The sequence below is a fragment of the Mycoplasma leachii PG50 genome (assembly GCF_000183365.1).
In the GTDB taxonomy this organism is placed as follows: domain Bacteria; phylum Bacillota_I; class Bacilli_A; order Mycoplasmatales; family Mycoplasmataceae; genus Mycoplasma; species Mycoplasma leachii.
In genome coordinates this window covers 131,512-152,122 of the sequence record NC_014751.1, presented here as the reverse complement: position 1 = coordinate 152,122, position 20,611 = coordinate 131,512, and the positions used below count along the sequence as shown (strand labels likewise).

Genomic DNA, 20,611 nt, shown 5'->3' with positions numbered 1-20,611 from the left:
TTAGATTTTTTAAAACTTTTTAAACTTTATCTAATAAACTAATATATGTTGGTTTACCATTATTTTTTAACAAATTATTACAATTTGAACTTCTAAAAGCATTGAACCTGGTGCAAATTGGTTTTAAAATGCTGTATTCATTTTTATTTACTAAAGTTTAAATAGCAACACTTAGTGTTTGTTTATTAATTTTCTTTGGTTTAATTCATTGTCAATTACTTTTATAAGTAATACTCAATATGTATCTAATTGATAATTACATTAAAAAAAAGTAATACAATCTTTAAAAAATATAAAATTATAATTTAATTTTTAGACAAAATAAAAAGTTCAAACACTTATGTATTTGAACTTAAATAATTTATTTATTTTATGATTATAATCATTTTTTAAAGATTTTTTTATAAACCATTTTAGTTAGTTGAGCAACTACACAATAACTAAAAATGATTGTGATTGAAATAGGAATATAAATTAATCCCGGACTTGTTAATTGAACCAAATTTCCAATTTGACTTACATAAACAATCATAAAAGCAATTATTGTAGCCATAGCTCCAATTACATAAACAGGTCAAGTTGAACGAGATTGAATTATTGGTAGTCTTTCAGTACGCAATACTTGGAAAACAAATGTTTGAGATAATAAACCAATAATAAATCAACAAGCATGGAATTTAGCTAGTGATATGTTAGCTAATGAAGTATCACTAGAAACAATTGCATTATTATAACTAGTAATATAACCAAAATAATATCCTGCAATTGCAAATGTTATTAAATCAAAAAATGTACTTACTGTTCCATTAATTGTTGTAAATGGTAAGAGGTCTTTTGATTGCCATCGCTGAGGAGATGTTAAAAATGTAGCATCAACTTTATCTAGTGCAACTCCAAATTGTGAAAAGTCATAAATTAAATTTTGTAATAAAATTTGAGCAGGTGCCATTGGTGAAAATGGTAATCAAACTGTTCCAATTAAGACTGATAATGAATTTCCAAAATTTGAAGCAGTTGTTATTTTAATATATTTTAAAATATTTCCAAAAATAGTTCTTCCTTGAATAATTCCTTTTTCTAAAACTAATAATGATTTTTCTAATAAGATAATATCACTAGCATCTTTTGCAATTTCTGTTGCATTATTAACTGAAATAGCAACATCAGATTGTCTTAACACAGGAGCATCATTAATACCATCTCCCATATAACCAACTACATGATTATTTTGTTTTAAAACTTGAATAATTTTAACTTTTTGTAATGGATTTAATTTAACAAAAATATTATTATCTTCAACAATCTTTTTTAATTCATAATCACTAGCAGCATCAATTTCTTCACCAGTTACTAAACCTTTAATATCTAAATTAACCATTTTACAAATAGCTCTAGTTATAGGTTCACTATCTCCAGTTAAAATTTTTAAATCTACTCCGTATTTTTTTAATAGCTTGATAGTTTGTTTTGTTGATGGTTTTGGTGTATCTAAAAATGAAGCAAATCCCATAAAGATTAATGAGTCTTCATCTCTTGGACTAAATTTAGCTTGATTATCTCTAATTTTTTTATACGCAATACCTAATAAACGTTTACCTTGTTGATTGATTTTTTCATAATAAGCAATAATTTGTCTTTTAAAAGTATCAGTTAAATTAACAACTTTATCATCTTGAATAACTCTTGTACAAGAATTTAAAATTTCTTCAACACTACCTTTTGTAACCATAAAACGTTTTTCATTTTCATCATCAAAAATAACAGTTAGTTTTCTTCTATTAAAATCAAAAGGTATTTCATCAATTTTAGTAATATCTTGAATAAAAAAGTTATGATTGTGTTTATTAACATAATCAACAATTGCTTTATCCATTGGATTTTTTAACCCAGTTTGATAATAACTATTAATATATAGATATTTTAATAATGTTGGATCTGCTTTTTTATCAACTCTTAAATAGTCAACAAGTTCTATTTTATCATTTGTTAATGTACCAGTTTTATCAGTACATAAAACATCAATAGCTCCAAGTGACTGAATTGCTTCTAATTGTTTTACTACAACTTTTTGTTTTGACATTCTAGAAGCTCCATTTGCTAAATTAGTAGTTACTATCATTGGTAACATTTCAGGAGTTAATCCAACTGCAACAGCTACAGCAAAAAAGATTGCTTGAAATCAAGGGTTGTCTTTAATATTGTCAAAAGAACCACCGCTTGAAATAGTTCCAATAATTGATTTTGCTAAATAAACAGTTGGAACCATTACAAGCATAAAAATTAATAACATTCTTGTTACTTGTTTAATTCCTTTAGTAAAGCTTGAATCAGGACGTTTTTCTAAAATAGCTTTACTAATAGTTGAAAAGTAAGTGTCATTTGCAGTTGCTAAAACTACAGCTAAAGCACTACCAGAAACTACACTAGTTCCTGTATAACAAATATTTTCTAAGTCCAAAATATTATTTGTGTTTTTTTTATTATTTGCATGTTTTTCAACTGGTATTGATTCTCCAGTTAAAGATGATTGATTAATAAATAAATCAGTTGATTGAATGATTCTAACATCAGCAGGTAACATATCACCACTTGATAAATAGATTAAATCACCTGGAACTAGTTGTTTAACATCAATTTCTTCACCAAGTCTAATTAAATCTAACTGATTTCTTTTAGTTATTTTTATATAATCTTCTACATCTTCGTCATTTTTATGTCTGATAATATTAGTAGTACTTTTAACAATAGAACTAATTTTTTTAGTAACTAAATGAGATCTTAATGATTGAATAAAAGAAGCTAAACCACTTCCAAGAACCATTACTAAAACAATTAGTGCACCTACTAATTCAAATTTAGAATCACTACTTTTTGTTTCTTGATAAAAACCATTAGTAGCATATGAAATAAAATTATATAAAGAAATCAGTAATAAAATGATATTAAATGGACCAAAAAAAGCATGAAAAAACTCTGTTAATAAGTTAAACTTTTTCTTTTTTAACTCATTAGTTCCATATTTTTTTAATCTTAATTCAAATTGTTCGTTAGTAAGTCCAAAATGTTTAAGTTGTAATATTTCTAATACTTCATTTTGTTCTAAATTACTAACTTGTTTAATGAATCTTTCATTTGCAAAGTGGGTCTTTTTTTTGTGTCTTGTTATTTTTTTAGGAGAAAACTTTCTCTCTTTAAATAAAAACATTTCTTCACTCCTTTACAAGACTAAATAATGTTATAAAAGACCTATAAGAACAATATGGGATTATTTATAACATTATTTAATCTTTTTATATATTTACTATGGGACTCTGGACTTTCATCTATAGAAAAAGTTAAATTTGTCATAAAATAATCACCACCTTAACTATTTTATTATACTTTAAAAACATAATATATAATAAAAATTAAATTAAGATATAGATAATAAACTATAAAATAAAACTTGTATATTTAAATAAAAAGTTTTGTTTTTAAATTATTTGATTTATTTGATTTTTATAAAATTAAATAAATGATATATAAGTAAGGAGATCTAAAATGCGCGATCATAATTCATCTAATAATTCAAACGATCATCAAAATTTTCATCCAAATAATCAACATCACAATTATTTAGATGACAAATACTATGATCAAAATCAAAGTTCTATTTCAAATTATCATAATCACTATCAAGATAATAGATATTATAATCAAGATTTTAGATATGAACAAAATTATCAACAAGAATATGAACAGCAAAAATATTATGAAGAACAATCTGAACAAGATAATCAATCAAATAATGAAAAAGTAAAATTTGAACCTGATATAAAAATAAAAAATATAGTTAAATTATCTTATTTAAAATTTTGAATTTTATTATTTATATTTACTTCTTTGATTGGATATTTTGTTATTTTTTTAATAAGTAAGTATAACAACTTTTTATATGATCCAAACAACATACAAAAATATAGTAAATCACTTCACAATTGACTATATACAATGAACAAATTTAAAGTATGACATTTAATAGCAATTATTATAATTTTGACTCTAATTTGATTTATATATATAGTTTTAATATCAACACTATTTAGTAACTATAAAAAATATCTAAAAGATATGCAACAAAGAACAGAAGAATATCAAGCACAAAAACTACCTATGCTTTATTTAAATAAACCAGAAGAAGGTATGGCACCTTTATTAATTAAAAAAATGTATGAAAGACAAATTAAAAAGCCATACTATGCTAATTGATTTTGTTTGGCTGTATATATTTATACTGGTGTTGGTGCTATTATTTATTCAATGTTTGTAATGTTTAAATGAGGTTCTGGAAAACTTCAAGATAATGAAGCAATTCATAGGTTAACATTAAAACAATATTTTGCTCAACCAGGTCAACTAACTCCTTACTACATTTTATTAGGAATTTTTCTTGGAGTTATTCTTATACATATAATTACATTATTATCTGTTAAATATGTTCGAAACGCTTTAGAAGAATATTGACAAACTCCTATTTTATCTGATGAAAAAATAAAAGAATTAGAAAAAAAAGCCAATCGTAGATCACTAATCGTCTTTATTATATTAATTATAATTGCATTTTTTGTACTAGCTTTCTTCTTTATATTTTTTAAAATTGAAAGAAGAAAAGGTTCAATATTTAGTGTTTTAAAAAGATCAGGAAAGTAAAATTAATAAAAACCTATACTTATAACTAGTCAAACTAGATATAGTATAGGTTTTTTTATTATATTAATTTTAAAGGAGTAGCTAATTCTTTGTCTTGTTTATCTACAAGATATAATTTTTCAGTAATAATTTTACATTCTTTGCTATTAATAAATACTAGCCCTTGATCAAGATGAATATAAGTGTATTTATTTTTTTCTTTAAAACTTAAAGTATCATTTCTTAAAGCTGTTACAAATGGAGCCATATTTTCTAAAACCCCAATGTCTCCATCAATAGTTTTAAGATTAATTATATCTACTTCTTTATCTTCAATAAAAACACCATTAGGTGTTAAGATTTTTAATTTAATTCCCATTATTTATCTTTATCATTGTTATATTTTTCAATAACATTATCAATAGTTGAAGAATATAAGAAGTAAGTTTCGGGAATGTGATCAACTTCACCATTTAAAATAGATTTAAATGATCTAACAGTATCACTTACCTTAACAAAAACCCCAGGTCTTCCTGTAAATTTTTCACCAACAAAAAATGATTGTGACAAGAAATTTCTGATTTTTCTTGCTCTTTGAACAATTAATTTATCCTCTTCACTTAATTCATCCATACCCAAAATTGCAATAATTGATTGTAATTCTTGATATTTTTGTAAAGTAATTTGTACTTTTAAAGCGATATCATAATGTTCTTGTCCAACAATTTCTGGATCTAAAACACGAGATGAAGAAGCAAGTGGATCAACTGCTGGATAAATTCCTAAACTAGCAATAGATCTATCTAAAACAATACGTGCATCTAAGTGAGTAAAAGTAGTAGCTGGGGCTGGATCTGTTAAATCATCAGCAGGAACATAAACCGCTTGAACTGAAGTAATTGATCCATTTTTTGTTGAGGTAATACGTTCTTGTAATGAACCCATTTCAGTTGATAAAGTTGGCTGATATCCAACAGCTGAAGGCATACGTCCTAACAAAGCTGAAACTTCTGAACCCGCTTGAGTAAATCTAAAAATATTATCAATGAATAATAAAACATCCATATTTTTTTTATCTCTAAAATATTCAGCAATAGTTAAACCAGTTAAAGCAACACGCATTCTAGCTCCTGGTGGCTCATTCATTTGTCCAAATACTAAACAAGTTTTATTTAAAACTCCAGCTTCAATGAATTCGTGATATAAATCATTTCCTTCTCTAGTTCTCTCACCAACTCCAGCAAAAACTGAAACCCCATTATGAGCTTTTGCAATATTATTAATCAGTTCTTGAATTAAAATAGTTTTACCAACTCCAGCTCCACCAAATAATCCAACTTTTCCACCTTTTGTAAATGGAATCATTAAATCAATAACTTTAATTCCAGTTTCTAGAATTTCAGTTGTTGTAACTAGTTCTTCATAAATTGGAGCATCTCTATGAATTGGCAATCTTTTAACATCTAAATCTGGTTTTTCATCAATTGGATCACCTAAAACATTAAACATACGACCCAAAACTTCATTTCCAACTGGAGCTGTAATTGGTGAATTAGTATTAATAACATCTAATCCTCTTTTTAACCCTTCAGTTGGACCCATTGCAATAGTTCTAACTATTTCATCTCCAATATTTTGTTCAACTTCAAGAACTAATTTTTTACCATTATTATCAACAATTAATGCATCATAAATTTTTGGTATATTATTTTCTGAAAACTTAACATCAACAACTGGGCCTAATACTTGAATAATTTTTCCAATAACTTGAGTTTTGTTTTTATCTATTGTTTTTTTACTAGATACCATATGTCCTCCTAAGATTTGTTATTAGCTCCAGAAACAATTTCACTAATTTCTTGAGTAATAGCACCTTGACGTTGTCTGTTATATTTTAAACTTAAAGTTTGTTCAAGATTTTTACCATTGTTTGTTGCATTTTCCATAGCAGTTCTTCTTGAAGCTTGTTCACTAACTTGTGATTCTATAATAGTTCCATAAATAATTGCATTAACATAAATTAAAATTGTACTATTTAAAATTTGTTCAGCATCAGGTTCGAATATTAAGCTTTGTGAGTGTTTAAATTTATTTTCTAATTTAATAATTGGAAAAATTCTAATTATAGTTGGTTCAAAAGTTACATTATTAATAAATTTAGTATAAACAATCTTAATTTCATCAAATTCATGATTTATATACACATCTAAAAGATCATTACTAATTGATCTTGCTTTTTTATTTGTAAAACTAATATCAATATCAGTAATTTGATTTTTAATTTTAATTTTTTTAGATCTAAAAAATGACACAGCTTTAGAACCAATAGCAAAAATTTCATCTTCTAGTTTAAGATTTTGTAAAACTAGTTTATTAACATTTGAATTATAGCCACCACACAAACCCAAATTAGAATTAATAACTACTCACAAAGTTTTATTTGCTTTAAAATTACTTTCTTTTAAAAAAACAGATTTATCAGTTTGTCTGATAATATCATTAAATAAAGAATATACTTCACTAACATAATTATGAGTATCAATTACTTTTTTACTAATTTTTCTTAATTTAGCAGAAGCAACAAGTTGCATTGCATTAGTAATTTTTGAAATATTTCTAACAGATGAAATCTCTGTTTTTAATCCACTCAAATTTGGCATACTATTTTCCTAGATTTTGATATTCTGTAATATTACCAAATGCTTCAGGTTTATATTCTTTAATATTTTTGGTTATTTTTAAAACTACTTTTTGAGCTTGCTTTAAAATTTCTTTTTGTAATTGATCATCAAAAGTCTTTTGTTCATCTAATTTTTTGCGAAGTTTAGCTGCTTGTTGGTCATTTTTAAAATGTGACAAAATTTCGTGTTTAAAGTTATAAATACTATCTAGTGGTAATCATTTTAATAAGTGTGATTTAATAGTTAATAATAAAATTGCTTGGTCAACTTGCTCTAATGGATTAAATTGTTTTTGAATTAGCATTTGAATAATTTTTGCACCTTGATCTAAAGTAGCTTTAGTTGTTTCATCTAAATCAGATCCAAATTTAGCAAATGATTCTAGTTCATAATACTGAGCTAATTCTAGTTTTAAAGTTCCAGATACTTGTTTAATTGATTTAATTTGAGCAGCAGATCCAACTCTTGAAACTGAAGGACCAATATCAACTGCAGGTCTAACACCTTGATTAAATAGTTCACTTGATAAAAAGATTTGTCCATCAGTAATTGAAATAACATTTGTTGGAATATAAGCAGAAATATCTCCAGCTTGAGTTTCAATAATTGGTAAAGCAGTAATAGAACCACCACCATAGTTTTCATTTACTCTAGCAGCACGTTCTAATAATCTTGAATGTAAGTAAAAAACATCACCGGGATAAGCTTCTCTACCTGGTGGTCTTCTTAATAGTAATGACATTTCACGATAACTTACTGCATGTTTTGTTAAATCATCATACACTATTAAAACATCATTTCCACTTTCCATTCATTCTTCAGCAATAGTTATTCCTGTGTATGGAGATAAATATTGTAAAGAAGCCGGTTGACTTGCTCCTGCATTAACAACTACTGTGTAATCCATTGCTCCATATTTTTTAAATTTTTCAACAACTTGAACAATAGTTGAGTCTTTTTGACCAATTGCAACATAAATGCACTTAACATTTCTATTTTTTTGATTAATAATAGCATCAATTGCAATAGCAGTTTTTCCTGTTTGACGATCACCAATAATCAATTCACGTTGCCCTTTTCCAATTGGAATTGCTGAATCAATTGCTAAAATTCCAGTTTCTAATGGTTGTGAAACAGATTTACGAGCCATAACTGAAGTTGCAACTCTTTCAACAGGTCTAGTTTTTGTAAAATCAATTGGTCCTAGATTATCAATTGGTTGACCTAGAGCATCAATAACACGTCCTAATAAAGCATCACCAACTGGAGTTTCAACAACTTTATTAGTTCTTTTTACTATATCTCCTTCTCTAATTAAAGTTTCATCACCTAAAATAACAGAACCAACAGCTCCTTCTTCTAAATTTAAAACCATTCCATAAACATTATTTGAAAATAATAGCAACTCTCCCATAATTGCATTATCTAATCCATAAATTAGTGCAATTCCATCTCCAACACTAACAACTGTTCCTTGTTCAGTTTGAACTACTTCTTTATTATAATTTCTTATCTGTTTTTCTATCATCTCAGAGATTTCTTTGATATTAAAACTCATCTTAAACCTCCTTATGTATTCATTTGTTTTTTAAGAGCTTCTAATTTAGCTTTTATAGAACCATCAAAAACTTTTCCTTGAACATTAACTTTTATTCCACCAATTAATGTTGGATCAATTTTATTAACTAGTTCGACTTTTTTATTAACTTTATTTGAAATTTTCTTCTTAATAGCTGATAGTTGAGTTTTTGTTAATTTTTCAGTAGAATAAACAACACCTAAAACTATGTTTTTATAATCAAGCAACTTATTATACAAAGCTTTTAAAATCATTCTTGTATTTATAAACAATTGATTTTCTACTAAAATTTTTAATGCATTAATTAAATAAATATCAAACTCAAATGAAGCAAAAGTTTTTTCAATAATTAAAATGGCATCTTGTTTTTCTTGTTTATTAGAAAAACTTACAAGTTTATTAAAATCATCTTTATCAGACAAACTTTGAATTAAAGCATCAACTTGAATAATATAATCATCAACTAACTTTTCTTTAACAGCAATGTTAAATAAAGCGGTTGCATAATTATTTATTGTACTGTCTTTTAAAATCATACTAATCTAGATCTTTAATAAACTCTTCAATAAGTTTTTTGTTTGTATTTTTATCAATTTCTTTACTTAAGATTTTTTCAGCTGAATTGATTGCCAAATTAACTATAGTATTTTTAATTTCTAATTGTGCTTTAATTTTTTCTTGTTTAATAGAATTTTGAGCATATGACTGAATATTTTTTGCTTGTAAATTAGCGTTATCAATAATTTTATTTTTTTGAATTTCAGCATCTACTCTAGCTGTGTTAATAATTGATACTGATTCGGTTTTAGCTTCTTCTAGTAATGAGTTTGCTTGTTTTATTTTAATGTTTGCTTGCGTTTGTTTTTCAATAGCATCACTTAAAACTTCAGTAATTTTTTGTCTTTGTTTTTCAATCATTTGCTTATATGGTTTATAAACTAATTTTGCTAAAACAATAACTAAAACAATAGTTGCTAATAAATGAGCTATAAAATTTGGTAAATTAGGAAATAGCGATTCAATAATTTTTGGCACACCTTGAGTTGCTGCGTTAATCGCTATATTAAAACCTACAGATAACACAATTTATTGTTCCTTCTTAATAAAAATCTAAACAACAAAAATTAATAAAATAGCAATAACTAGTGAGTAAATTGCTCCAGATTCAGAAATACCAGCAGAAACTATCATTGTTGAAGTTACTTTTGAAGCCATTTCAGGATTACGTCCAATTGCTAAACAAGCTCCTTGTCCAATTAAACCTTGTCCAACTCCAGTTCCTAAAATTCCAACAGAGGCTAGCCCTGCTCCAATATATTTAATATCACCAGTTACAGCTAAAATGTTTGGTAAAATTACTGACATTGCCCCTAAATAATTAGCTAAAATATTTGAAATAAATGCTGTATGTAACATGTTATATTCCTCCTTTAATTTAATTAGAATACTTTTTATTATTGATATTTATTAGTTATTTCTTCTTTAACTTGTTCAATTAAATCAGTTTTCTTTGCATTATCATCAATTTGTGCAGATCAATATGAAAGTGTTAACATTGCAAAAACTGTTGATTGAATTACACCACTAAACAAATCAAAATACATATGTAAAAAAGGCATAATTGGTGTTGTAAATAAATTTAGACCCGCTCATCAAAATTCATATTGTTTTAAATAACCATTTTCAACTAATTCAGGATTTCAAATTGCATATGAGGCTCATCTTGTCATTCCATCAACTTGAATATTATTTACACCTCAACTTAATTGAAAACCAATTAATAATCCATATAATAAACCTAAAATAATAGATCCACCAATTAAATTACCAAATAAACGAAACGAAATAGAAATTAGTGGTGTAAATTGAGTAAATAATTCAACTGGATTTTTAAATCTTTTAAAAAAAGCCAGTTTTTGATATTTAATCCCAAAATAATAAATCATTATAAAAGTTACCATTCCCATAGATAAAGTAACTGTAAAAGAAGTCCCTTGTGCTTCAAGACCTAATATTGAAAGAAGACACCCTATAAAAATATATGCAAATAAATACATTATATAAGGTGTAAGTTTTTGATATTTTTTACCTAATATTGAAACTACGATATTTTCAACACTTGCTACAAAAACATTTACTAGTACTAAAAAACCTGGCATCTTATCATCAATATTATAATTTCTAATTTTTTTATTATAAATTATTGAAATTATGCAAACTATAATAACAACTAATAAGATTGTTATTAAAATTCCATTAAATTTATTTCAAGTAGCTAAATTATCTTTTATTGATGCAAAAGTTACTAGTTTCATTAAGTTCCTCCTTTCTTTTCTAGTCTTTTATGTATAAAAAATGGTATTACTAGATTTGAACTATAACCAATTAAAATACCTAAATAACTAAAAATATTTTCATCACTTAATAATAAAGCAATAAAAAGTGGAATAACATATATACCTATTCTTAAAAGGAACATTAAATAAATTAAATAAGGATTTTGATATTTTATAATTAATGATTTAGTTAAAAACAATAAAAATATTGCTATATATGAGCAAAAATAAGCAATAACCAAACTTATTAAATTAATCCAATTTAGCGTTTTGATTATTGATAATACTATAAAAACAATAATAAGTATGAATCATCAAACAGTATTAAATATTAAAGCTTTTCTTAGTTGTTTATCTAAAAAAGTTTGCTTTAACATTATAAATGAACCTTTCTTGAAATATGAAACTCCTTATATATATTCTACTCTCTTTTTAAAAAAAACATTTAATTTTTAAAGTCTATAAACTTAGAGTAAATAAAAAAATGATACATAATGTATCATTTATAAATCTTAATTATTTTGTACCAAAAATTCTATCTCCAGCATCTCCTAATCCTGGAACAATATAACCTTTTTCATTTAATTTTTCATCTTTTGAAGCTGCGTAAATTTCAACATCAGGATGTTGTTCTTGCAATCTTTTAATACCAGGTTCTACAGCTACTAAACAAACAAACTTAATTTCTTTAGCTCCTCATTGTTTTACAATATCTATTGCTTTACATGCACTTCCACCAGTTGCTAGCATTGGATCAACTACTATTACATAGCTTTTATCAATATCTTTAGTAGTTTTTGCAAAATATTGATGAATTTCTAAAGTTTCTTCATCTCTATATAATCCAATATGAGCAATTCTAGCTGTTGGAATTAATTTTTGAATACCGTCTAGCATTCCAATTCCTGCTCTTAAAATTGGAACTAAGACTACTGGTTGATTAATTGTATATCCAGTAGTTTTTGCAACTGGAGTTTCAATGTCAACTGATTCAAGTTTTAAATCTCTAAAAATTTCATAAACCATTAATTGTGCTATTTCACTTAAGTTTTCTCTAAAATCTTTTGAAGAAGTTTCAGTTTTTCTCATTCTAGTTAGCTTATCTATAATCAATGGGTGTTTAATTTCTGTAAATGCCATAATATATTCTCCTTTTTTTATGCGCTCGATTGATTGTATAACAAAAATAATTAATTAGCAAATTCCTTTTTTAAAAAAGTACTCAAAAAAGAGTACTTAAAATTAGTATTTAATACTTTGATATATTGGAAATTTTTCACATAAACTAACAACTTGTTTTGCTAGTTTTTCTAAATTCTCTTCTGATTGATCTTTTAAAGCACTAACAATAATTAGTCCTACTTGCTTAAATTCTTCTTCTTTAAATCCTCTAGTTGTCATTGCAGGAGTTCCAAGTCTAATTCCAGAAGTATAAAAAGGTTTTTCAGTATCAAATGGAATCATATTTTTATTACAAATAATTCCAATTGATTCTAAAATTTTTTCAGCTTTTTTACCTGTAATTTGTAAAGTAGATTTAATATCTACATTAATCAAGTGATTATCACTACCACCAGCAACAAGTCTTAAACCATTTTCTTGTAAAGCATTAGCTAATGCTTTAGTATTTTTTACAATTTGTTTTCCATATTCTTTAAATTCATCAGTTGAAGCTTCTAAAAGAGCTTGAGTCTTACCAGCAATTAGATTTTCTAAAGGACCACCCTGTGAACCAGGAAATACTGCTGAATCAACTTTTTTTGCAAACTCTTGTTTACATAAAATTAATCCACCACGTGCTCCTCTTAAAGTTTTATGAGTAGTTGTTGTCACAATATCTGCATATTCCATTGGATTTGGATGAACTCCAGCAGCTACTAGTCCAGCAATATGAGCCATATCAACCATCAAATAAGCTCCAACTTTATCTGCAATTTCTTTAAATTTTTTAAAATCAATAATTCTAGAATAAGCACTTGCACCAGCTACAATTAATTTTGGCTTATGTTCTAAAACAATTTGTTCAATTTCTTGATAATCTAGTTGCTCAGTATCTTTATTAACTCCATAAAATCTAAAATCATAAGTATATCCAGAAAAATTAATAGGATATCCATGAGTTAAATGACCACCAGCGTCTAAACTCATAGCAACAACACGATCTTTTGGTTCTAATAAAGCCTTATAAGCAGCATCATTTGCTTGACTTCCTGAATGAGGTTGAATGTTAGCATGTTCGGCATGAAACAATTCTTTAGCAGTTTGAATTCCTAAACTTTCAATTTCATCAATAAATTCACAACCACCATAATATCTTTTACCAGGATAACCTTCAGCATATTTATTAGTTAAAACAGAACCATTTAATTCTAAAACAGCTTGAGAAACATAGTTTTCAGAAGCAATTAATTCAATGTGAGATTGTTGTCTTTTTAATTCTTTATTTAATGATTCTCTTATTTTTGAATTAATTTTTGTATTCATTTAATGTATCAACCCTTTCTATATGTCTTCCACCTTCAAATGGTGTATTTAAAAAGATATCGACCAAATTTATGGCTTTTGGTATTGCAATCATTCTAGCTCCTAGTGCTATAATGTTTGCATCATTATGAATTCTTGCTAATTCAGTTGTTTCTTTTTCATATACTAAAGCAGCTCTTGCAGTTTTAACTTTATTAGCAGCTATACTAATACCAATTCCAGTTCCACAAATTACAATACCTCTACTATTAGTATCTTTTACAACATGTTCAGCTACAGTTTGACCTATTTTTGCATAATTACAAGATTTACCATCATTATTTCCTAGATCAATTACTTCATAATTTTTTGATTTTAAATGATTAACAATTGCTTGTTTCATTTCAACTGCACTATGATCATTTCCTATATAAATTCGATTTGACATACTAACCTCTCTTTTAAAATATTTTACAATAATATTTTTAAGAATTTTTAGCAAATAAAATATTATTAGGTGAGCTTAATGAAAAAAATTATTGAAATATCTAATGATAAGTTTTTTGAATTACTAGATAAAGGTTGACAAGTAATTGATGTTAGAGATAAGTATGAATATGAAAATTTTGAAAAATTTTTACCAAGTACTAATATCTCTTATCCAGAAGTTTTAGATAACGTTAATAAAAGATGACCTAATTTAGATACTAAACTAATTTTTGTATGTAATCATGGTAACCGATCAGGTTTAACAGCTAGACACTTAAACAAACTTGGTTATTATAATGTTTATGTACTAGATACAGGAATAGCTGGGCTTTAGAGTTTTAGCTATTTTTTATTTGGATTTAATTTAACAGTAATTAAATTATCTTTTTTTAATTTTTTAATAAAATCAGTTCTTATATTTCCATCAAATCCATTTTCATAATCACTTTGACCTTGCATTAAACTAATTGCATTTGTTATTGTATTATGTTTATCATCACTAGTAAGTAAATAATTAATACCAATTAAATTAAATGAAGAATCAATAGCCATTGATCCAGATGAGCCTTTGTCTAAAACTTTATGTTCTTCATTTTTTTCTATTCTTGTAAATAAAGATGAATGTTGAGTTAAAACAGTTTTAACCATTCCATGTTGATCTTTTATAAATGGTTCAGTATATTTTTTTCAATTTTCATGATGTGAATTTCAGTCTTTATTTTCTTTTTCATCATACTTAGTTCATAAACTTTTAAAATTGTTTGCATCAACACTTCTGTTTTGAGTACTAATAATCCCACCTATTGATTTGTTAGTTTTAAATACATAATCAAATTTTCTTTTGCTATAATCGTAATTTTTAGCTGGATATCCTGCATAGAATTGGGTTTTTATAGGTGAATGTTTTTCATTTCAACCTAAACCTATATGCCAGTTTTTCTCTTCTTCTTTTCCAATAACTTTATCTAACTCTGGTAAAATGTGTTTTAATTTGTTCTTCTTTATTTTTAGTTTTAAAATAACAAAATCAGCACCACCATTTTTTGTTTTTGCCATAAGACTAGTTTTATCAAATTCCTCAAAATATGCTAAACCATCATCATATACTTTGCTTCTTAATCCAGAAACTGAATATCTAGGAGTATAGTATGGTGCAGTTAGGTATTCATTTTGAATTTCAAATGTTTGTTCAAGCGAACTATCAACTTTTATTTCATTAGAATCAAAATTATTACTATTTAATCTACTTGCAGATATATGTGGTATTGTATTTTGGTCTTTAAATGTTTCATAATCTCAAAAACTAGCATTTCAATCACTAAAATATCTTTGATTCTTATTATTAATATCAAAGTGCAGTGATTTATCAAAGGCATCTCTTAAACTAAATACATGTATATTAGTTGCTATTAACAACTCATAATAATCTTGTCTTTCAAATTCTTCATTAATTGTTCTATCTATTACTCAAGCTGTTCCACCTATGTGATCAATTTCAATTGATGGGTCTTGTAGTTTAAATTTATCTGTTTTTCATTTTTTAAGACCAATAAGTATATTAAAACTTCTGTCATTAATGTATTTATAATAATCAGAATCACTTTTTAAAGATTTTGTATTTTGTTTATCAATTTTTTTATAGTATTTCTCGCCATTGGAGTTAGTTAATAGAATTTCAAATTCACCTTTCTTATCATCAAAATTAGCTTTAATATCGATAACTTTACCAACATTAAATAATTGAGTAATCGATTCAAAATCCATATAATAAAATAACTGACTTAAGTTTGATGGTAAAAATCCAAAAGGGTTTTTTAAAATAAAACTATTAAAATTAAAGTTTAAGGATTTACTAGAACTAATTTCTTCTGCTTTAAAGTTTTTCAAATATGCTTGTTTTACCATTCCATCAACTGATATATGGTCATTATAAAAAGCTACTTTTTCTTCATCAGTTTCTCCAAAATCACCATACCAACCAATATCTTTTGTGTGTTTTCAAAATTTATCATCAGTATTTGAATTATAAATACTTCTAAAATCAACTGGATTATTATAATTACCAGTTTTTAAAAACACATTCATATTATGTTTAGCCGTATGAAATTTGTTTGTAGATCTACTAATTGTATAAGCTGAATTATTTAACAAAAAATCTGAACTGAATAAATGGAAATCTGTAAAGTATTCAGGATTTTTTTCAACTTCATAAATCTTGTTAGGTTCATAAACTAATTTAGTTATATTACTTGGTGTGTAGTTAGAGTTTTCTGAATTATCTGAATGATTATTTTGATCATTAGGTTTTAGATTATTGTTGTCAGGTGTTTTAGGAATTTCTGGTTTATTGTCACTATGATTTGGTACATTTTCTGGAATTTTTTCATTTGGAGTTTCAGGTTTTTTATTAGTATTTGGAATTGTTGGAATTTTATTAGTGCTTGAATAATTATGAGTACAACTAATAACTAATAAAGATGAACTAGTAATTAAACTAAATAAATAAATAAACTAATTAAACTTAAAATCTTTTTCATAACTTTTAAATAATATTTTTACATATGTATTAATTATACTAATCTTTTAAAATAAAAAAATCTCATTTAAAATGAGATTTAATTATTAATATTCATTGTTATGGTATTGTTCTGCTAGTTGTTCAACTTCTTGAGTTCCAGTTAAACCAGTACCAGCTGGAATTAAATTACCTAACATAATATTTTCTTTTAATCCTTCTAATTTATCTTCTTTTCCTTTAATAATTGCTCTAGTTAATACTCTAGCAGTATCTTGGAATGAAGCAGAAGATAATCATGAACTTGATTCTAAAGGTGCTTTTTTAATACCAAAGATTTGAGCTTTTGATAAAGGTGGCCTAATTGATTTAATAATGCAATCTTGTACTACTTCTTTATAGTTTTGAATTGTAATAATTTCTCCAGGTAATAAATCAGAATCACCACTATCAGTAATTTTTACTTTGTTTAACATTTGTTTAATGATGATTTCAATATATTTATCTGAAATTTCAATACCTTGTAATCTATAAACTTTTTGAACTTCTTTTAAAATGTAATTTTGTACATCCTGAATTCCACCAAATTCTAATAATTGGTGTAAATCAATAGCTCCTTCAGTTAATTTTTGACCAGCAACAACACTTGAACCTTGTTCAACACGTAATACTGAGTTAAATTCAGTTTTGTACTTTTTAACTTCTTCATTTTCAGTAACAATATTAATTACAAATACACCATTATAATCTTCAATTTCACTAACTACTCCATCAACTTCAGAAATTATAGCAACAGCGCCTTTTGGAGTTGTAACGTCTAATAATTCTTTAATACGTGGAAGCCCTTGAGTAATATCAACATTACCAGCAACTCCTCCTGTATGGAAGTTACGCATTGTTAATTGAGTTCCTGGTTCTCCAATTGATTGAGCAGCAATAACTCCAACTGGTTCACCAATATTAACAACTGAAGCAGTAGCTAAGTTTAATCCATAACATTTTTGACAAACACCACGTTTGTTATCACAAGTTAAAACCGATCTAATAACTACTGAACTAATTCCTGACATAATAATTTTTTCAGCAATATTTTTATCAATTAATGTATTAGCAAAAGCAACTAGGTTTTTATCATCATCATAAATATCTTCAAATGTAAATCTTCCAACTAATCTATCTTTTAGTGGAACAATAACATTATCATGTTTTGTATCAATAATAGCTGATACTTCAAATCCTTTACTTGGTTCACAATCTTCATTAACAACAACAATTTCTTGACTAACGTCAACTAATCTTCTAGTTAAATAACCTGAATCAGCAGTTTTTAAAGCAATATCAGCCATACCTTTTCTAGCTCCATGAGTTGAAACAAAGTATTCTGAAACAGTCAATCCTTCACGGAATGATGACTTAATAGGAATTTCTTTAATATCTCCCTTAGTATCGTTCATCAATCCACGCATACCAACTAATTGAGTAAAGTTTGAAACATTACCACGAGCTCCTGAATCAACCATTACAAAAATTGGATTTTTAACATCTTTACGCAATACTGTTGCTAATTCATTTTGAATTTTATCTTTAACTTCTGATCAGACATCAATAATTCGACGTTTCTTTTCACTATTAGTTAACATACCCATATTGTAAAAATCAGTAATTTGTTCAACTTTTTGATCTGCTTCTTTAAATTCATCATATTTATGAGTAAAGGCAACAACATCTCCAGCTGAAATTGTAGTTCCTGATTTTGTTGAAAAACTAAATCCTAGATCTTTCATCTTATCTAGCATTTCAGCAGTTTTTCTAGCTCCATGAGTTTCAAAGTATCTTTCAATAATAAGTGATAATTCTTTTTTCTTAATTGGTTGTTGAACTTGAATATTTTCAATTACGTTATTAATGTCTTGTGAAAAATCATAAATAAATTCTTTAACCGCTTCTTTAGCATTTCAAATATTATTTGAATTGATTCATGAGAAATTATCATCAAAAATTTGATTAAAGTAAAGTTTTCCAACAGTTGTTAGTAAATAAGAATTTAATCTTTGATTTTTATCACTAAATTTTTGTTTAGGTAAAGCTGATAAAGCAATTCCAATTAATGAGTTTAAATGAATTTGACCACTATTATAAGCCATAAACGCTTCATCTAAACTTGAAAAAATCATTCCTTGACCTTTAGCGTTTTTTTCTTCAGTAGTTAAATAGTAGTTTCCTAAAATAATATCTTGACCAGGAGTAACAATTGCTTTTCCATCTTTTGGTCCTAAAATAGCACTTGAACCTAACATTAAAGCTCTTGATTCAGCAACAGCTTCTTTTGTAATAGGTACGTGAACTGCCATTTGATCCCCGTCAAAGTCAGCATTAAATGCAGTTGTAACTAATGGGTGTAAACGAATTGCCTTTCCTTTAACTAACTTAGGTTCAAATGCTTGAATTCCTAAACGGTGTAATGTAGGAGCACGATTTAATAAAACAGGTCTATCTTTAATTACTTGTTCTAGTGCTTCTCAAACTTTTGGATCATTTTGTAATAACATTTTTTCAGCAATTTTTACATTTTCAGCATACTCATGATCTTGAAGTCATTGAATTACAAATGGCTTAAATAAAGTAATTGCCATTTCTCTTGGTAAACCTGCTTGATACATTTTTAGATCTGGTCCAATTGCAATAACTGATCTAGCTGAATAATCAACACGTTTTCCCAATAAGTTTTGTCTAAAACGGCCTTGTTTTCCTTTTAAAACACTAGTTAAAGATTTTAATGGGCGTTTGTTTTTTCCTTGAACTGGTTTTGGTTTTCTTTCATTATCAAATAAAGCATCAACAGCTTCTTGTAACATACGCTTTTCATTATTAACAATAATTGAAGGCGCACCCATTTCTTTAACTTTTTTTAATCTTTCATTTCTAATAATGATTCTTCTGTATAAATCATTAATTTCAGAAGTAGTAAAACGACCGCCATCTAATTGAATAATAGGACGAATATCTGGTGGAATAACTGGAATTACTCTCATAACCATTCATTCAGGACGTTGTTTAGAACGTTTTAAAGAATCAAAAGTTTCTAAACGTTTTAATAATTTAGTTCTTTCATTTGGGGTTTTTTTAGAATTTTCAAGTTGAATTTTGATTGCTTCAATTTCTTTAGTTAAATCTACTTTTTCTAATAGATATTCAACAGCTCTAGCTCCAATCCCAAATTTTGCATTAGTATATTTACTAATTAAACTAGTTGCTTCATCAATTGAAAATGGAATAGAAGTATTTTTTAATTCTTCTAATAATCTATTAGCTTTTTTAGTATCTCTATGCTCAGGATCATTAATTTGATCAATAACATCTAAAATTGATAGTTGTAGTTTTTCTCTAGTTTTAGTAATTCTTGATGAACCTAAATCTAAAACTTCTTTTTCTAGAAAATGATTTTGATTACCTTGTTCTAAAACAATATGAGAAACAAAGTAAACTACTTCTTCTAATTCTTTTGCTTTTAAATCTAAGATTGCAGCAATTCTATAAGGAGCAACTTTAAGCATTCAAATGTGAGTAACTGGTTCTTCTAACTCAATATGTCCCATTCTTTCTCTACGAACGATTGATTCAGTTAATTCAACACCACATTTTTCACATTTTTTCCCTTTATTCATAGGGTTAGCTTTTTTATATCTTCCACAAACACATTCATAATTTTTAGTTGGACCAAAAATTCTTTCATCAAATAAGCCATCTCTTTCGGCTTTTAATGTTTTATAGTTAATAGTTTCTGGTTTTAAAACTTCTCCATGTGATCATGAGCGAATTGTATCAGGGTTAGCTAATTCAATTTTTATTGCTTTTTTACGATTTAAATTTTCCATATTTG

17 protein-coding genes are annotated in these 20,611 nt (G+C 26.2%); 2 read left to right on the top strand and 15 right to left on the bottom strand.

Annotation, left to right across the window (positions count from 1 at the left end):
- Positions 1–376 precede the first annotated feature (376 nt).
- The gene (gene mgtA / locus MSB_RS00660) at positions 377–3,205 is read right to left on the bottom strand and encodes a magnesium-translocating P-type ATPase (RefSeq protein WP_013447452.1); all 2,829 of its coding nucleotides are present in this window, start codon (positions 3,203–3,205) and stop codon (positions 377–379) included.
- A gap of 335 nt (positions 3,206–3,540) precedes the next feature.
- Here mgtA and MSB_RS04900 point away from each other — a divergent pair, with 335 nt between their 5' ends.
- Positions 3,541–4,689 (top strand): MSC_0882 family membrane protein, encoded by a 1,149-nt coding sequence (locus MSB_RS04900; protein WP_013447451.1) that lies wholly within the window; start codon positions 3,541–3,543, stop codon positions 4,687–4,689.
- Positions 4,690–4,747: 58 nt separating this feature from the next.
- Here MSB_RS04900 and MSB_RS00650 read toward each other — a convergent pair whose 3' ends face one another.
- The 12 genes from MSB_RS00650 to rpiB all read right to left on the bottom strand — a co-directional run bounded on the left by MSB_RS00650 (position 4,748) and on the right by rpiB (position 14,175).
- Entirely contained in the window at positions 4,748–5,047 is a 300-nt protein-coding gene (locus MSB_RS00650) for a hypothetical protein (protein ID WP_013447450.1), read from the bottom strand.
- Positions 5,047–6,477, bottom strand: a complete 1,431-nt coding sequence (gene atpD, locus MSB_RS00645) for a F0F1 ATP synthase subunit beta (protein ID WP_013447449.1) — start codon at positions 6,475–6,477, stop codon at positions 5,047–5,049. Before atpD ends, MSB_RS00650 begins: the two co-directional genes overlap by 1 nt.
- A gap of 8 nt (positions 6,478–6,485) precedes the next feature.
- Positions 6,486–7,328 (bottom strand): ATP synthase F1 subunit gamma, encoded by an 843-nt coding sequence (gene atpG, locus MSB_RS00640; protein ID WP_013447448.1) that lies wholly within the window; start codon positions 7,326–7,328, stop codon positions 6,486–6,488.
- A gap of 1 nt (position 7,329) precedes the next feature.
- Positions 7,330–8,907 carry a F0F1 ATP synthase subunit alpha gene (atpA, locus tag MSB_RS00635; RefSeq protein WP_011386982.1) on the bottom strand — a complete coding sequence of 526 codons (1,578 nt, stop codon included), beginning with the start codon at positions 8,905–8,907 and terminating at the stop codon, positions 7,330–7,332.
- 11 nt (positions 8,908–8,918) lie between these two features.
- A complete protein-coding gene (locus tag MSB_RS00630; protein WP_013447447.1) occupies positions 8,919–9,464 on the bottom strand; it encodes a F0F1 ATP synthase subunit delta in 546 nt (181 codons plus the stop codon).
- A gap of 1 nt (position 9,465) precedes the next feature.
- Positions 9,466–10,011 carry a F0F1 ATP synthase subunit B gene (gene atpF, locus MSB_RS00625; protein WP_013447446.1) on the bottom strand — a complete coding sequence of 182 codons (546 nt, stop codon included), beginning with the start codon at positions 10,009–10,011 and terminating at the stop codon, positions 9,466–9,468.
- Positions 10,012–10,038: 27 nt separating this feature from the next.
- Entirely contained in the window at positions 10,039–10,344 is a 306-nt protein-coding gene (gene atpE, locus MSB_RS00620; RefSeq protein ID WP_013447445.1) for an ATP synthase F0 subunit C, read from the bottom strand.
- A gap of 38 nt (positions 10,345–10,382) precedes the next feature.
- Positions 10,383–11,243, bottom strand: coding sequence for a F0F1 ATP synthase subunit A (locus tag MSB_RS00615; RefSeq protein WP_013447444.1), 861 nt, complete (start codon positions 11,241–11,243; stop codon positions 10,383–10,385).
- A complete protein-coding gene (locus MSB_RS00610) occupies positions 11,243–11,641 on the bottom strand; it encodes an MG406 family protein (RefSeq protein WP_041362206.1) in 399 nt (132 codons plus the stop codon). Before MSB_RS00610 ends, MSB_RS00615 begins: the two co-directional genes overlap by 1 nt.
- A gap of 139 nt (positions 11,642–11,780) precedes the next feature.
- Positions 11,781–12,404 carry a uracil phosphoribosyltransferase gene (gene upp / locus MSB_RS00605; RefSeq protein WP_013447442.1) on the bottom strand — a complete coding sequence of 208 codons (624 nt, stop codon included), beginning with the start codon at positions 12,402–12,404 and terminating at the stop codon, positions 11,781–11,783.
- Between the two features lie 102 nt (positions 12,405–12,506).
- Positions 12,507–13,748: a serine hydroxymethyltransferase gene (locus tag MSB_RS00600; protein WP_013447441.1), complete on the bottom strand. Its 1,242-nt coding sequence runs from the start codon at positions 13,746–13,748 to the stop codon at positions 12,507–12,509.
- Positions 13,732–14,175, bottom strand: coding sequence for a ribose 5-phosphate isomerase B (rpiB, locus tag MSB_RS00595; RefSeq protein ID WP_013447440.1), 444 nt, complete (start codon positions 14,173–14,175; stop codon positions 13,732–13,734). Before rpiB ends, MSB_RS00600 begins: the two co-directional genes overlap by 17 nt.
- Before the next feature lie 78 nt (positions 14,176–14,253).
- Here rpiB and MSB_RS00590 point away from each other — a divergent pair, with 78 nt between their 5' ends.
- On the top strand, positions 14,254–14,550 hold the full coding sequence (locus MSB_RS00590) for a rhodanese-like domain-containing protein (RefSeq protein ID WP_013447439.1): 297 nt from the start codon (positions 14,254–14,256) through the stop codon (positions 14,548–14,550).
- Between the two features lie 8 nt (positions 14,551–14,558).
- Here MSB_RS00590 and MSB_RS00585 read toward each other — a convergent pair whose 3' ends face one another.
- Together MSB_RS00585 and rpoC are read right to left on the bottom strand one after the other, a co-directional pair.
- Positions 14,559–16,724 (bottom strand): MAG2960 family serine endopeptidase lipoprotein, encoded by a 2,166-nt coding sequence (locus MSB_RS00585; RefSeq protein WP_129619728.1) that lies wholly within the window; start codon positions 16,722–16,724, stop codon positions 14,559–14,561.
- A gap of 114 nt (positions 16,725–16,838) precedes the next feature.
- On the bottom strand, positions 16,839–20,606 hold the full coding sequence (rpoC, locus tag MSB_RS00580) for a DNA-directed RNA polymerase subunit beta' (protein ID WP_013447436.1): 3,768 nt from the start codon (positions 20,604–20,606) through the stop codon (positions 16,839–16,841).
- Between the last annotated feature and the right edge of the window lie 5 nt (positions 20,607–20,611).